The 14,626-nt window shown below is 49.0% G+C and carries 13 protein-coding genes; 2 read left to right on the plus strand and 11 right to left on the minus strand.

The annotated features are described in order from the left end of the window. The first annotated feature begins 7 nt into the window (after positions 1-7). The gene (locus G9U52_RS06015; RefSeq protein WP_166147290.1) at positions 8-3,199 is read left to right on the plus strand and encodes a heparinase II/III domain-containing protein; all 3,192 of its coding nucleotides are present in this window, start codon (positions 8-10) and stop codon (positions 3,197-3,199) included. Between the two features lie 96 nt (positions 3,200-3,295). Beyond that, the gene (locus G9U52_RS06020; protein ID WP_166147292.1) at positions 3,296-4,318 is read left to right on the plus strand and encodes a glycoside hydrolase family protein; all 1,023 of its coding nucleotides are present in this window, start codon (positions 3,296-3,298) and stop codon (positions 4,316-4,318) included. A gap of 217 nt (positions 4,319-4,535) precedes the next feature. Here the strand turns inward: G9U52_RS06020 and G9U52_RS06025 are convergent, their stop codons facing one another. From G9U52_RS06025 to G9U52_RS06075, 11 genes are all read right to left on the minus strand, one after another. Beyond that, the gene (locus tag G9U52_RS06025) at positions 4,536-5,351 is read right to left on the minus strand and encodes a polysaccharide deacetylase family protein (protein WP_166147293.1); all 816 of its coding nucleotides are present in this window, start codon (positions 5,349-5,351) and stop codon (positions 4,536-4,538) included. Positions 5,352-5,385: 34 nt separating this feature from the next. Then, positions 5,386-6,507: a glycosyltransferase family 2 protein gene (locus G9U52_RS06030; RefSeq protein ID WP_166147295.1), complete on the minus strand. Its 1,122-nt coding sequence runs from the start codon at positions 6,505-6,507 to the stop codon at positions 5,386-5,388. 11 nt (positions 6,508-6,518) lie between these two features. After that, complete coding sequence (locus G9U52_RS06035) at positions 6,519-7,715, minus strand: acyltransferase family protein (protein WP_166147297.1); 1,197 nt, start codon at positions 7,713-7,715, stop codon at positions 6,519-6,521. After that, complete coding sequence (locus tag G9U52_RS06040) at positions 7,646-8,188, minus strand: VanZ family protein (RefSeq protein WP_166147299.1); 543 nt, start codon at positions 8,186-8,188, stop codon at positions 7,646-7,648. The genes G9U52_RS06035 and G9U52_RS06040 overlap by 70 nt, the downstream gene beginning before the upstream one ends. Continuing rightward, positions 8,181-9,350 (minus strand): DegT/DnrJ/EryC1/StrS family aminotransferase, encoded by a 1,170-nt coding sequence (locus G9U52_RS06045; RefSeq protein ID WP_166147302.1) that lies wholly within the window; start codon positions 9,348-9,350, stop codon positions 8,181-8,183. The genes G9U52_RS06040 and G9U52_RS06045 overlap by 8 nt, the downstream gene beginning before the upstream one ends. Positions 9,351-9,370: 20 nt before the next feature. Beyond that, positions 9,371-10,474 (minus strand): lipid II:glycine glycyltransferase FemX, encoded by a 1,104-nt coding sequence (locus tag G9U52_RS06050; protein ID WP_166147304.1) that lies wholly within the window; start codon positions 10,472-10,474, stop codon positions 9,371-9,373. Continuing rightward, the gene (locus G9U52_RS06055; protein ID WP_166147306.1) at positions 10,471-11,265 is read right to left on the minus strand and encodes a methionyl-tRNA formyltransferase; all 795 of its coding nucleotides are present in this window, start codon (positions 11,263-11,265) and stop codon (positions 10,471-10,473) included. Before G9U52_RS06055 ends, G9U52_RS06050 begins: the two co-directional genes overlap by 4 nt. Positions 11,266-11,379: 114 nt before the next feature. Further along, positions 11,380-12,006: a sugar transferase gene (locus G9U52_RS06060; RefSeq protein WP_166147308.1), complete on the minus strand. Its 627-nt coding sequence runs from the start codon at positions 12,004-12,006 to the stop codon at positions 11,380-11,382. Between the two features lie 64 nt (positions 12,007-12,070). Next, the gene (locus G9U52_RS06065; protein WP_311764811.1) at positions 12,071-12,799 is read right to left on the minus strand and encodes an acyltransferase; all 729 of its coding nucleotides are present in this window, start codon (positions 12,797-12,799) and stop codon (positions 12,071-12,073) included. Between the two features lie 18 nt (positions 12,800-12,817). After that, positions 12,818-13,423: a sugar transferase gene (locus G9U52_RS06070; protein WP_166147310.1), complete on the minus strand. Its 606-nt coding sequence runs from the start codon at positions 13,421-13,423 to the stop codon at positions 12,818-12,820. Positions 13,424-13,429: 6 nt separating this feature from the next. Continuing rightward, on the minus strand, positions 13,430-14,626 hold the full coding sequence (locus G9U52_RS06075) for a DegT/DnrJ/EryC1/StrS family aminotransferase (protein WP_166148170.1): 1,197 nt from the start codon (positions 14,624-14,626) through the stop codon (positions 13,430-13,432).

The raw sequence follows: 14,626 nt of genomic DNA on the forward strand, positions 1-14,626 counted from the left end.
TGAGAACATGCAACTCAGGTGGTTAAAAAAGAAATATGTGCTTTGGACCTTCGGACTCTCTATGTCCCTGACAATAGTCGGTCTGTTTATACCTTTTGAGGATACGACCTCAAGCGCTCTCCAAAACCAAATCAATGACCCCGTGAAAACCAGAAGCACCTATTACACCCCAGAGAAGGTACAAGCCGCCAGAAGCAATATAGAAAAGTACGATTGGGCCAAAAAGATTCGCAATGATGCCGTTACAGAAGCCGACCGTTATTTGCGGCTTGGTCCTTCCTTGCTGTGGGACTCCATTACGCCTCAAACGATCCCCCGCAGCTATACAGTCAACCAATATGAGGGAAGCCCCATAACCGGGCAGGATCTAAATCAATACGGAGCTTATCCTTATACGTTTAATGTGAGCAAGGAGCCTTGGAAGCTGACCGATCCGTCCAGCGGATATAAATTTCCTACCAATGATTACGGTGCTTATTATCGAAGTGGTTTGAATGCATCTGGAATCTTTGATTCCAATCTGGCGGACCGCAGCCTGTTGGTTAATCAGCTTTATCCTGAAAAGGGAGCAGGTTGGGGCGTCGATGACGGCACCGGCTGGCTGGATGCAAATGGCAATAAATTCACCTTTATTGCTTATTACAACCATTGGGCGATATGGCGTGATTTCGTTAGCAAATCGCTGCTTAGCCTCCGCGATGCCTATATTTATACGGGTGACGATAAATATGCGAGTGCCGGAATTATTATGCTTCACCGTATTGCCGATGTGTATCCGGCTATGGATGTATCGGTTTATAAATGGGATGATGGCTTCCGTAACTCACACGGATTGACTGGCCAAGGCAAAATTCTCGGTTCCGTCTGGGAAGCGCCCCTGCTCCGCGATATCATTAGCTGCTATGATGCCTTCTTCCCTGCCATGCTGGAGCCTCAGGAGGAAGCCCCGCCTTGGCTTCAACTCCTTGAAGAGCGTAGACAGGCCTATAATCCCGATGATAGCAAGCTAACTGCCAAAAGCATTCGCAAGCATATTGAGGACCAAATCGTCAGACAGGTTTATCCCGCTGTGAAAAAAGCGCAGATCTATGGGAATGTTGGCTTTCACCAAAGTACGCTGGCTATGGCTGCTGTTGTGCTCGACGACCCTGCCGTCGTTAAGGAGTGGATTGATTTTATTTTCCGCACCGGCGGGCTGATCGAGGATAATAAAGGAATCCGAGTAACAGGCGGCAATATCAATTATGTATTGGCATCCGATGTCGATAGGGATGGGCTCGGCAACGAGGCAAGTCCGGAGTACAATAGCTACTGGCTTGATAATCTTCGGCAGGTTGCCGATATTCTAAAGGGCTATGACCGTTATACGGAATCGGATATTTACCAGAACGTCAAGTTTCGAAAGATGTTCTCGGCCTTTATCCCCTTCACCCTTTCCGGCAAATATTCCCCTTCGATCGGAAATTCCGGCAGTGCAGGCAAGCCGGAAATTTGGCTAAGGAGACAAACGCTCATTAAAGGTTTCGAGGTGTACCAGGATCCGTTGTTGGCGCAAGCTGCTGTATTTGCCAATAAAAATTCAACAGCAGGCTTGATTAACGATATTTTCATGCTGGACCCCGATACTACGCTGAAAAGCATTAACAATATTATTAAAGCTCAAGGCACCCTGCAGTTAAACAGCATGAATTTAACCGGATATGGCATGGCTGTGCTCAGGGATGGGAGGACCCAAACCGCCGACCAGATGAAAGCCAGCAATAACCAGCGGGATTTATGGTTGTATTATGGCAGGAATGCCACCTCACATGCCCATCGGGATTCATTAAATATTGGTATGCATGCTTATGGGCTTGATCTGATGCCGGATTTAGGGTATGTCTCCTACGCTGATAACAATTGGTTGTCTACCTACTGGGAGCGCAATACGATCAGCCACAATACAGTTACCGTTGACAAAAGTATGCAGGCTGATTCTTGGACAGGCTTACCGCTGCATTTTGACCATACCGAGCAGGTTCAGCTCATTGATGTAGCATCGCCTCACGCATATCCCCAAACCGAGCAGTATCGCCGTACCACCTCGCTTATTCGAGTGGATGAAGCCCATTCGTATGCCGTCGACTTTTTTAGAGTCAAGGGTGGAAGCCAGCATGACTTCAGCTTTCATGCAGCAGAAGGGGAGGTTACGACCCAAGGTCTGAAATTAACCAGCCAACCGGACGGCACTTACGCTGGGAGCAAGATCCCTTATGCCAATGAAGCCTTCACGACCAAGTCGTCCAGCGGCTTTAACTATTTGACGAATGTGAAAATTGCCGCAAGTCCTCCCACCATTTCCAGTGTGGATTGGACAATCAAGGATACCTGGAAGGCGCTCTCCAGCGCCGGGGGCTCTACCAATATTCATCTGCGGCTAACCATGCTTGGCAAATTGAACCAGATCACCTTGGCGGAAGGAAAACCACCGCAAAACAAGCCCGGTAATCCAGAAGCCCTGCAATATGTGATTGCCAACCGCTCAGGCACGGATCTGAACAGTATTTTCACATCTGTCATTGAGCCTTACCGCAAGGAGCGATTTATCGAGTCGATCGAGGAAGCATCTGTTTTCTATCGAGGCAGCCTGGTTCCTAACGAAGAAGCGAGAGCCGTTAAAGTAAAGCTTACCAATGGGCGTACCGATTTGATTATCAGCGCGCTGGACACGGAGAAGGTGTATATGGTCGATAACCGCATCCAATTCCAGGGAGCGTTCGGCTACTATGCCGAGAAAGGTCTTGTACCTGTATACGCTTATGTTCAGGAGGGCAAGTCAATTGGACTCCCCGAGGAACCGGCGATCAGTGAAGCGACACCACGCATTCAAGGAAAGGTCAAAGACTGGAGCGGTGGCCTTGCCGATAAAAATTGGCTAGAGGTCGAATGGACCAAGCCAGCAGACCTGCCCATCGAGCAGTTAGTTGGCCGTTCGATTCATATTAACCATGTGGAACAAGGAGCCGACAGCCCGAACTCGGTATTTGAAATGAAGGAGCTTACCGAATTGCCATCCGGAAGGACAAGAATCGATTTAGGGGATTCCTCCATCGTTCATGGCTGGAAGGATACCCGCGACTTTTCCAAAGGTTATGACTACTTAGTAGCCGATAGTGATACCTTTACGATCCCATTGTCAGCCGAGCATAAGTATGAATAGCAAGCCTCATCTTTAGAGGCATATCGCGATTAGAGGCATTCCCGGTCGCTCAGCGGCACTTATTCACCGCAATTTAAACAGAAAGGATACACCTTTATGAATCCACGAGCAACGCTTGGCAAATGGAAAAGAGCCATGGTCCGCAGTGGCCGTTACGTTTCTTGGCGGGCGCGTCGCATGCTGCACCATGGGGATACCCATCTTCCTATTCCGATTGTCATACCGACCTATGACGGCTCTGGACAATCCGTCCATCCCAGCGTTCTATATTTTCCGCAAACCCGAGGAGGCCATCGCTATTGGATGGCCTTTACCCCTTATCCCAACGGGAATGACCAGCTGGAGAACCCTTCAATTGCCGTTTCCAACGATGGTATCCATTGGAGTGTCCCAGCCGGAATCCAGAATCCACTCGTCCACTCTCCAGGGACATCAGCCGATTATTTATCAGATCCTAATTTATTCATGCATGGCGACCATATGTATATGATTTACCGGGAGTATATTCGCAGCGTAACCCCCTTTGAAGAGCGATGGTTTATTATGCGTTCAGAGGATGGATTAAGTTGGGAGACGCCGGTTCAGCTTACATACAGCCAAGCAAGCATACAGGTTTCCGCTTGCATCCTGCATGACGGAAGCCAGTTTGTGATGTACTTCGTTACCTATACAAAGGGAGCGTTTCAAGCGATCCAAAAGATGGTTTGCCTTGGTGACCCTATGTGCAAGGAGCAATGGTCAGAGCCTCACGACACCCAGTTGACGGGGCTCCCGAGTGGCGTGTATCCCTGGCATATTGATGTGGCCTTGCAGCCTGACAGCGGCTGGGATATGCTGCTAACCACCTGTACGGAAATTGGCGGCATCAACTGCCGCCTCCATTATGCATACAGCAAGGACGGCGATCATTGGAAGACAACGGCTGAGCCATTTATCCAGCCCTTGCATCCGCTTGAGAATAGCCTCCACTACAAAGCATGTATGATCCGAATGGAACGCCAGCGCTATCATCTTTGGTATTCTGCAATGGACGTGTGGGGTAAATGGCATACCCTATTCCTGCCTGTATGGAAGGGGCATAACAATCTGCTTGCAGCGGTGGATACTAAATCTAAGTAGCCAGTCTAAACTCATAAGTTTGGGCCATGGCGAAGAAACGGACTGTAAAGCCCTTAAAGGCGATTCAGGACCAATATGGGCTTCTGTGACGCGCTTCAATAAACAACTTCAAAAAAGCCGCCAATACCACTGGAAACCAGTAGTATTGGCGGCTTGCTCGTTCATTAAACCAGCCAGACTTGAAGCCACTTGAATTGAAGGCAATTGCAGGCAGGCGCTAAAACCGCGTCTGCCTGCTGCCGAGCATTCTTCGGCGAATGTCGAGGTATACTGTGCCGGCTACGGTCTTGGCCGCCTTTTTCAGGTTCCAATAAATCGCCTGCCGCATTCTTTGCACAGGATCACCAGCGGCAATGGCAGCAGCGGTTTTCGGCGATGTCGCCTTTTTCATCGCATAACGCCCAAGTATTAAGCAGCCATCTACAATAGAAATACCCGTTTTCGGTTCGGACGTAAACAAGTATCGAACCCCACCCAAGGCAGCCGCCTTCGCGAGCTGGACGGAATAGGAGCCGCCTGGGATGGACGCCGTAGTGACAGACTCGCCCAGCAGCTCTGACAAGGCTTGTACACTGGCCTTCCATTCATGTACCTGCTGATCCCAGGTGCATTCGGAGAAGCGGGTAGGATGGGTACAAGAGTGGGCTCCAATAATATGCCCTCGCGCATGCAAAGCGCGGATCTGCTCCTTGGACAGGAAGCCTTCGGTTCCGATATGGCTCGTTGTTATAAAAAAATGCCCCCTCCAGCCCTTTTCCTCCAGCATGTCTGCGATCATGGAATAGGCACTCACACCCCCATCATCGAATGTCAGTGTCACCGTACGAGGCGCAACCGTATGGGGCAGGCCTGCTTGTTTTTGCAGCGCCTCGAAAACGGTTTTGATCCGGATTCGCTGGTTGAGAGCTATCTGATCCAAATGAAGCTTAAACTGTTCCTTGCCCAGCTTGTATGCCCCCGCATCCTTTCCCAGGAATCCGCTGGAGTCCTCTTTCCCGGCTGTTACTACATCATGGTACATCAGTGATATCATCTGGATCTCCTTTCCTAACTGTTATTGAAACTGCTTACTTATAGCTCATAAACGACCGACCGTGAAATGGGAGGCCCATACTCGTTACCAAACCCATCACATTGCCTACGCCGTAGGATAAATGCAGTACGGGAAAGACGGGAATCAGCCGCAGCCACAGCCACGGGCTTTTTCGTTTGATCACCCCTTCATGAAATGAGACCGCAGCAATGACCGCGGTATAGGCAAGCAGCATAAAGAGCCATAGACCAACATGAATAAAACCAAGAAAGACCACCGCAGCAAGAAAAGCACTAGGAGCAAGCCTTCGAAGCGTTGGAACCCTTTTATGCTTAACCAAAAATTTGGACACCCAATAGCCATAGCGGTAATATTGCTTCCCTAATAGCTCGATGGTAGGCCTGGAGAAATAGGTAAATACAATGCCCGGGTTAAGCAGCACCTTGTAGCCCAATTGCTTAGCGCGAAAATTGAAATCGGAGTCCTCATCATACAAAAGAAATTCGTCAAAGCCTCCCAATTCCGTCCAAAGCTGCTTCGTAAAGCTGGCAAAAGGAACCGTATCGACCTCGACACACCGCTGGTCTGTTCCATTCGAGGTCCGGTACAACGCATTGCCGATCCCAACCGGATGGCTTACAGCTACGGTAATCGCTTTGGCCATTGTCGTAGGCAGCCCCGGCTCAATCTGGATCCGTCCTCCGCATACAGCCTGGTTGCCCCCCTCGGCTTCGAGCATCCGTATCACTTCCGTGATATAATTGGCCGGTGCAAAGGTATGTCCGTCCAAGCGAATGAGAAGCTCCGAGCTGGCTTGTTGGCATGCCAGATTCAGGGAGACCGGGATATGGCGCTTCGGATTGCTAAGAAGCACAATACTGCGATTCAGCGGCAGCCGCTCACGAATTTTACCGATGATAGCAACGGTTCGGTCGGTAGATGCACCATCGACAATAATTATCTCAATATGCCCCCGAAATAGCTGGTCAACCAGGCTTTGCAAGACACCGGTTATATACATTTCTTCATTGTAAGTCGGTATAATGACGCTAACCTCCGTAATGGCTGGCTGCTGACTATTCATCATTTCCCCTGCCTGTTCTGCCTGTTCTGCCTGTTCCGCACGTCCTGCCTGTCCTGACTGTCGACGATCCATCGATTTCCTCCTTAATCATTGGCAATGTTAGGCAGCAGCTTAAGTGGCTTAGGCTCTTTGGAGCCCATTTCGGTTGAACCCTTTCCAACTCTGCCGGCAAAATAGGGTCCCCAGCTCCACTTATTTAGTAGATGCAGGGTTACTATCGAACCGAGTGTACTGCCCAATAACAGCACAATAACGCCTGCCACCGTCCCATCCAAAAAAGGTACCTTCCTCACCACCAGCACCATTACAGCCAAATATAAAGGATGGAACAAATAAATCCCGAATGAATACCGGCTGATGGTAAGCATCCAACGCGGAATTTCTTGTAGCCTCAGTCCGATATAAAACAGAAATAAGCTCATGGCGACCGTAAAAAAAAGCATATCTACTCTTTTAGAGGAAATATCCACGAGTATTCCCTGCTGCAGTAAGTATAAAGGTACGCTGGATGCCACAAGCAGGAAGACCAAAATCCAAAGGCCATTACGCCGCACACCTTCCTTGAAGGCCTCGTAATTACGTCCGCAATAATAAGCGAGTGTAAAATAAAATAGCCAGCCCACACAAGGCACCCAGTATAATTTACTCCAAATGTAGTCCCCGTAAGGAATATTCATTGGCTCGGTGAAGTTGAAGAAAGCCAAATAAGCCAAATTAATTACTAAGGATATGCTGAGCACAAGCCTGGCCGAGTAGCGCTTCAAGTACACTTGAAACAAGCGGTGCAAGCAATAAAATTGGAAAATGATCAATATAAAATAACCATGGTAATCACCGATCAGCACATGCCGCAGGGATAGCTCCGCAAAGGTTTGGGCAAGTGGTGCGGCGGTCGCCAGGCTCGCTTCAACCGCCTTCATACCCGCATAAAAAATGCCAAATAGCACGTAAGGCACCAAAATATAAGAGAGCCGCTTTCCCCAAAAATCCTTGGGAATGGTATGCGGATACGAATGGGATAAAATAAATTCGGAAATAAACACAAAGGTTGGTGTGCCAAAGGTCATCAGCAAGGTAACCATCTGAATCGTTAAGGTATCATTGCCATAAATCCGATGGATACAATGCAGCAGTACGATACTTAAACAAGCGATAGCCCGCAGCAGAAACAGCTCATTAATTATTTTAGCTTGGATTCCTTTCGCTTGGGTTACTTCAGCTTTGTCGTTAGGTTTGTTAGTGATTTGGTCGTTAGGTTTGCCGATCGCTTTTGCTTCCATGTTCTCCACCTCTGGTTCAGAATCACAAGCAGTACTACTAGGGCTGCCCCCAGCAAATCAATCCCGATATCCTGCACAACCCCAGTTCTGGTCGTTGTAAAGGATTGATTCCATTCATCAAAGCCAGCCACAAGCAGCACCACTGCCATGACAGCCCCTATTCTCCATAAGGCTTTAGAGATGAATGTTGCAAAACCAAGATACGAGAGCAGTGCAAGCAGTGCATATATACATACGTGAGCCCCTTTTCGCACCAAAAATTCAACGAAGGTAAAAGGTCTCGTTTTTGCTGCTACTTCGCCTCCCAAATAATGGATTGTCCAATCTGGAAGCTTGGCTGCAAGCTGCTCTTGTGTATAAAAGGTCCTTAGCCAAGGCTGAATGCTTTGCTGTTGATAGGTTTGGAAGGACAAATACAAAATAAGTACTATCCATAAAAGCAGTAATATGAGGAAGCCCTTTCGTTTATCCAAAGTTTTTCACAGCTTCCTTGGCAAAACAGCTGCTTATGCAGCCCATAACCCGGTTTTGCTCCTCCTCAGAAAGATTCGACCCCGACGGCAGGCAAATTCCCGAGTGAAAGAGCTGCTCAGAAATGCTTTCATCAGGGCTATGAGGATAATAGACGCTATTGGCATACAAGGGCTGGAGATGCAGCGGCTTCCATAATGGCCGGGCTTCAATATTTTGCTCTGCCAAGGCTTCAATCAGCTTGCCGGGTGTCGTCTGCGCTACCTCCATATCAAGCAGCATTACAGTAAGCCAGCGATTGGCTCTTCCATAGGACATTTCCGGCATAAAGGAAACGCCTGGATGTGTGCCTAAGCCTTGCTGATACCTCTGAAAAATCGCCCGGCGGCGGTCTACCCGATCATCCAGCACAATTAACTGGCCTCGCCCTACAGCCGCTAACAAATTGCTCATCCGGTAATTGTAGCCAAGCTCGCAATGCTGGTAGTGACTGGTCGGTTCCCTTGCTTGGGTTGCAAGAAATCTTGCACGCTTAATCAGCAGCTCATCGTCCGAGACAATCATACCTCCGCTGGAGGTAGTAATAATTTTATTCCCGCTGAAGGAATAGATGCCGACTTTACCGATCGTTCCACTCATCCGATCTTTATAGGTGGCACCTAATGATTCGGCAGCATCCTCAATAATGGGAATACCAAAGGCGTCACAGATGCTTTTGATCACATCCATATCCGCATTTTGTCCGTATAAATGGACAACAATAACAGCCTTGGGCATACGTCCAGAAAGACAGGCATCGTCAAAGGCTTGCTGAAGCGCCTGTGGCGACATATTCCACGAATCCGGCTCGGAGTCAATAAATACCGGCTCCGCCCCTTGATAGACGATCGGATTGGCACTGGCAATAAAGGTCAGGCTCGAACAAAATACAAGATCACCCTGTCCCACGTCCAAAAGCCGCAGCCCCAAATGAATAGCGGAGGTACCGGAAGATAAGGCTAAAGCTCCGCGTACACCCACATAGGCAGCCATTTCCTGCTCAAAGCTCTCCACATGCGGGCCTAAAGGGGCGATCCAGTTAGATGCAAATGCGTCCAGAATCAGCTCCCGCTCCTGCTCTCCCATATGGGGTGGCGATAAATAAATTCGTTTCCAATCTTTCATCGAAGGTTCACCTGTCTTTACTAGGATTGGGAGGAGCTGATCAATACGGATGGCAATACCTGTAGCTCCGGATGCCGATAAACCGGAAAGAAATCCTGTGCGGCCGTTGGCATTTCTATATGCTGGGTTATAGCTTCATACAAGGAAGGACAATGAATCTTCTTTCCTACATAAAAGTCAGCCATTTGCTGCTCATTGAAGCTCCGTTTAAAGCGAAATAAATTATCGTTACCCGTATAGCCGCCGCCCAAATGCAAATACCGATACCCACGTTCCTTAGCACGCAAAGCTGCATAATGAATCAATAAATTTATAGGTGCAGCGGGGAGAAACTGCTTATTCGAGCCCATCAGGTGATAATGCATAAATTCGCCTTTGTGCATAAACATGGCGGATGCTATCACCTTGTCGCCATACTTCACCTCAACCAGCTCCACATCGTCTCCCAGAAACTTCGCCGTATTCGCAAAAAATTGCTCACTGAAATAGAAATACGTTTGTGCCTGCTTCTTATCCATCGTGGAATAATACAAATCGAGCAGCTGGCTCAAATCAGCAATATCCGCTTCAGCTACCGTGAGGCCTTCCTTATGAGCCCTGCGAATCCGATTGCGGTTATCCCGGGAATATTGCTTGGTCAGTTCCTCCTCGCTATGGTCCAGATTAATATAAATCGTATTCCTCACAAAGCTGGGAGCGACAGCCCGGTAATCCTGCTCATTATTCAAGATCGGATGAAAGCGGACAAATTCCGTGACGATGTTTTTTTCCTGGCAATAATCATGAAAGGCTAGCTCAAACTCCCGAAACAAGGAATCCCTTTCCACGGAATCCAGCACATTGCTTAAAGGTCCCCCATAGCCATATGGCGTTGAAATGTCATAAACCTTATCATTCAGGTTTAGCCTTGCAATTAACGGCAGCTCGCTAATATTGCGAAGCAAATAAGGGTAGCAAACAAATTGGTCACCACGGTGGTAGACAAATAACTGTGCTTGGCCATCCCCATTTTCCTCATAAATTCGGCAATATTCTGCCGTGAAATAAATATCGCTGCGAGGCACCTGCTGTAAATAGGCATTCCACTGCTCTGCTTGCTCAGCACCTAGTATGAACATACTCATCCGTTACTCTTCCTCCCTATTCTTACAGGCTCATGGCCAGGAAACTGAAAAGCACGAATACGCCTACTCGTTTCTTCCTTAGAAAGGCCCGCTGGCAATTGCTTATACTTCAATACCTGATCAGCATAATAGGTAGTGGCTGTGATCCCGAGCTTGTCCATATATTCCTGCTGGGGGACGCCACGCAGCCGACCTGTGGCTATATAAACCAAAGTCTCTTTGATCAGCTCCAATCCAAGCTCATTGCTTTGCTGGAATAGCTCGAACACCGTGTCCTCTTCGGCGATGGGGAATCTCCGCACAGCCAGAATAGGTCCTGTGTCGACTCCCTTATCCATCCAATGCAGGCTCGTCCCAAATTCACTCCGCCCCTCTACAATAGCGGCCGCGTCACACATCGAGCCCCGCATATCCGGTAAAGGTGCTCCATGCAGGTTAACGACACCCAGCCGAAAACGAGCCAGATGCTGTGGACGCAAAATCTCATGGAATCTTACGCTGAGTCCGAAATCCGCTTCCATGCTCAGCACATCATCCATCGTAAGCAAGGGGATGCCCCACTCTATTGCGGCTTCCTGCATGTCGGGATCATCGAGCTCCAGCCGCCAAGCCGACCTTGGCTTCCGCGTACAGACTACACCCAATACCTCAAAGCTATCCTCGGTCAATAACCACCGCAAGCAATCGACTGCCACACCTAAGCTACCGAACAATACCAGCTTCCACTTGCCCCCGGTACGCTTGCCATTCTCCTCATCCTCTGCATGCAGTCTTTTATCCGCTATCCACATACCCTATAACCACATCCTTTTATCCGCTATCGGCATATCTTCTATCCGTATATCTCCTATTCATATATCCTCTAACTGCATATCCTCTACACGCATATCCTCTAACTGCATCCTTTATCCTCTATCCGCATCCTGCCGCCCCCACAATTTACGTTCGTCATCAAGATCCGGCATAGACAGGCTTGGCGCCTCCGCCACATCCTTGCGCCTTGCTACCTTGGCTATTGTTTTCCACATAATGACTAAATCCATCGCTAAGGTATGCTCCTCCACATATTTGACATCCAAGGCAAACCGCGCTCCCCAGCCGACATGGTTGCGGCCGCTAATTTGGGCAAGCCCTGTAATTCCAGGACGGATTAAAAAGCGCTTTTTTTCCTCCTCTGTAAAATAAGGCAAGTAACGAATCAATAAGGGCCTCGGACCGATTAAGCTCATATCGCCTTTAATGACATTGAATAATTGCGGCAGCTCATCAAGGCTTAGCCTGCGCAGCATGAGGCCAAAGGGCGTGAGCCGTTCTTCATCCGGCAGCAGCCTGCCCTTATGATCTACTTCATTAGTCATCGTACGAAATTTCAGCATGGTAAAGGGCTTCATCGCCCGGCCCGGCCGTACTTGCCTGAACAGGATCGGGGCACCCAGTTTATATCGAACTGCAATCGCCGTAGCCAGGATCACTGGCAGCAGAAGCAAGGTCGCGAGAAGTGCTACAGGTAGATCTATACATCTTTTTATCATAACAACCATCTCTCCATTGCTATTACTGGTTCTAACATTGCTGGTGCTGGCTCCTCGGTCATGGCTACTGGTATTTCAATAGCTGTGACTTCGGTACCTTGCGCAAGAATTTGGCCGGAACACCAACCACAAGTTCCTCACTCGCTACATCCTTGGTAACGACGCTACCTGCAGCAACAGCTCCATCTACCTCAATCGTAATACCCGGAAGCGTTGTCGCATTGGCTCCAATTCTTGCGCCATCCTTCATCGTAATGCCTTTCATGTTTGCAAACCGCTCTCGTGTCCGGCCCATGTAGTTGTCATTGCTCGTAACTACACCAGGAGCTACGAATACATCATTGCCCAAGCTCGAATAAGCGGTAATGTAGCAGTTCGTCTCCAGCTTGCACTTGCTGCCAACGGTGCAATCGTTCTCGATAGAAGCGCCTCGCCCAACAATCGTTTTGTCTCCAACCGTTACACGCTCGCGAATGGTTGCCAGGTCGGCGACGAACACGTCCTCGCCCAGCTTGGCTCCCGCGTAGATGATGGCCGAAGTGCCAACTGTGCTCCCATTGCCAATTTCTGCTGGGGGCTGTTTCGGGCGATCCAGCATCACGGAATTTTTGGCTCTGGCCGGCTGTTTGCCAATGACTGCATTATCTTGGATCACGACCCGGCTTCCAATGATGGTACCTTCGTAAATAATGACATTGCTGCCGATCCAGACCTGCTCTCCGAAAACTACACCATCTCGGATCTGGACATTGTTCCCCATCTCCACTGAGGGCTGTTCATTTACATTCAACAAGCGAAACCAGCTCCTTTTTCACATAATTTTATGCAGCGTTTGCACAATAATCTCTACATCCTTTTTCAATGAAGCGTTTTGCAAATACAGCAAATTCATGTTCAGCTTATCCGGCATAATCCGTTCGATATACAGCTGCTCTGGGTGCTCCGCCGAGCTCAGCAGCGCGTTCTCATCGCTATATTTAATAGAAGCCCAATCGGTGATGCCAGGACGTATCGAAAGCACCTCTTTTTGCTGCTCATTGTAATAGTTCACGTAATAGGGCACCTCGGGCCTAGGGCCGACAAAGCTCATTTGTCCACAAAGCACGTTAATTAGTTGCGGCAGTTCATCGATTTTGTACTTGCGCAGCAGGCGGCCGCTTTTCGTAATTCGCGCATCTTGGCCAACCGTAATTTGCTTGCCCAATTTCTCCGCACCCACAACCATCGTGCGAAATTTAAGAATAGTAAAGGGCTTCTGCCCTTTGCCGATACGCTGCTGCTTAAAAAAAGTAGGCCCTCGGGAATCCAGCTTAATCCAGCCGATCACAACGAGGAAGACAGGCAGCAGTGCCAGCAAGCCGAGCAGGGAGAACACAAGATCAAACGACCGCTTCGTGAATAGATAGGTTTTTTTCATAAGGCATTACCTTCTGTGGGCGGCAAGTAAGCGGGTCACATGGAAAATCACGTAATTCACTTCTTCCACCGCCATGCCCGGATACAGCGGCAGCGAAATGGCGGCTTCGTATGCCCGCTTCGTCTCCGGGTAATCCTCCATCGCAAAGCCGAGCCTCCGGTAATAAGGATGATGGGGTACCGGGATAAAATGGACGCTGGTGCCAATCCCTGCTTCCTGAAGCTGCTCAATCATTTCAGCACGGGAAATATTCAGCAGCTCTTCCTTCAAGCGGATCACGTATAAATGCCAGGCGTGGCGGTGCTCACTGGAATCAGCAGGAAGGATCAAGGCTTCATTGCGAGAAAAGGCCGAGTTATACATCGCGGCATACAGCTCGCGCAGCTCCTGCATATAGGCAAGCTTGCCCAATTGAACCAAGCCGAGAGCCGCCTGCATATCGGTCATATTGTACTTGAAGCCGGGCTCCTGCACTTCATAGTACCAAGAGCCTTTTTCCGAATAGCGATTCCATGCATTTTTGTCCATACCATGCAGACTGAGCACCCGAATGCGATCGGCAATTTCTTCATCCTTGCTCGTCACCATCCCGCCTTCGCCTGTCGTTAAATTTTTGGTTGCGTAGAAGCTGAAGCATGTAACATCGCCGATGCTGCCGATCTTTCGACCCTTATATTCGGTATGTACAGCGTGGGCGGCGTCCTCGATAATTTTCAACTGATAACGCTCGGCGATTTGCTGGATTTTGTCCATTTCACAAGGCAGACCGGCAAAATGAACGGGGATTATCGCTTTCGTTCGTGAGGTGACCGCCTGCTCCAGCAAGTCGGCGTTAATATTCATTGTGATGGGATCGATATCGACGAAAACAGGAGTGCCCCCGCAGTGAATAATTGTATTCACGGTTGCGATAAATGTGTAAGGCGTTGTAATGACTTCATCGCCTGGACCGACACCATAAGCCAACAGAGCCAGATGCAGGCCGGCCGTGCAGGAATTCAAGCCAATTGCATGCGGGCTGTTTACAGAGGCCGCAAACTTTCGCTCGAATTCAAGTGTTTTGGGTCCTCTACTAAGCCAGTTCGATTGAAGCGTATCGATGACCTCTTTGATTTCTCTGTCCTCAATCAGCGGTAATGCATAAGGAATCCGCAGCTTGACACCGACGGTTTCTGCACCTGTAGTGCTTGTTGGATTATTCAT

The sequence above is a fragment of the Paenibacillus agricola genome (assembly GCF_011440305.1).
GTDB classification, from domain to species: Bacteria; Bacillota; Bacilli; order Paenibacillales; family NBRC-103111; genus Paenibacillus_S; species Paenibacillus_S agricola.

Excerpts from the sequence above, each read along its gene's own strand:
- G9U52_RS06045 (WP_166147302.1), bottom strand. The coding sequence starts at position 9,350 with ATGAAAGATTGGAAACGAATTTATTTATCGCCACCCCATATGGGAGAG.
- G9U52_RS06060 (WP_166147308.1), bottom strand. The coding sequence starts at position 12,006 with ATGATAAAAAGATGTATAGATCTACCTGTAGCACTTCTCGCGACCTTG.
- G9U52_RS06015 (WP_166147290.1), top strand. The coding sequence starts at position 8 with ATGCAACTCAGGTGGTTAAAAAAGAAATATGTGCTTTGGACCTTCGGA.
- G9U52_RS06030 (WP_166147295.1), bottom strand. The coding sequence starts at position 6,507 with ATGGATCGTCGACAGTCAGGACAGGCAGGACGTGCGGAACAGGCAGAA.
- G9U52_RS06070 (WP_166147310.1), bottom strand. The coding sequence starts at position 13,423 with ATGAAAAAAACCTATCTATTCACGAAGCGGTCGTTTGATCTTGTGTTC.
- G9U52_RS06075 (WP_166148170.1), bottom strand. The coding sequence starts at position 14,626 with ATGAATAATCCAACAAGCACTACAGGTGCAGAAACCGTCGGTGTCAAG.
- G9U52_RS06025 (WP_166147293.1), bottom strand. The coding sequence starts at position 5,351 with ATGATATCACTGATGTACCATGATGTAGTAACAGCCGGGAAAGAGGAC.
- G9U52_RS06050 (WP_166147304.1), bottom strand. The coding sequence starts at position 10,474 with ATGAGTATGTTCATACTAGGTGCTGAGCAAGCAGAGCAGTGGAATGCC.
- G9U52_RS06055 (WP_166147306.1), bottom strand. The coding sequence starts at position 11,265 with ATGTGGATAGCGGATAAAAGACTGCATGCAGAGGATGAGGAGAATGGC.
- G9U52_RS06020 (WP_166147292.1), top strand. The coding sequence starts at position 3,296 with ATGAATCCACGAGCAACGCTTGGCAAATGGAAAAGAGCCATGGTCCGC.
- G9U52_RS06035 (WP_166147297.1), bottom strand. The coding sequence starts at position 7,715 with ATGGAAGCAAAAGCGATCGGCAAACCTAACGACCAAATCACTAACAAA.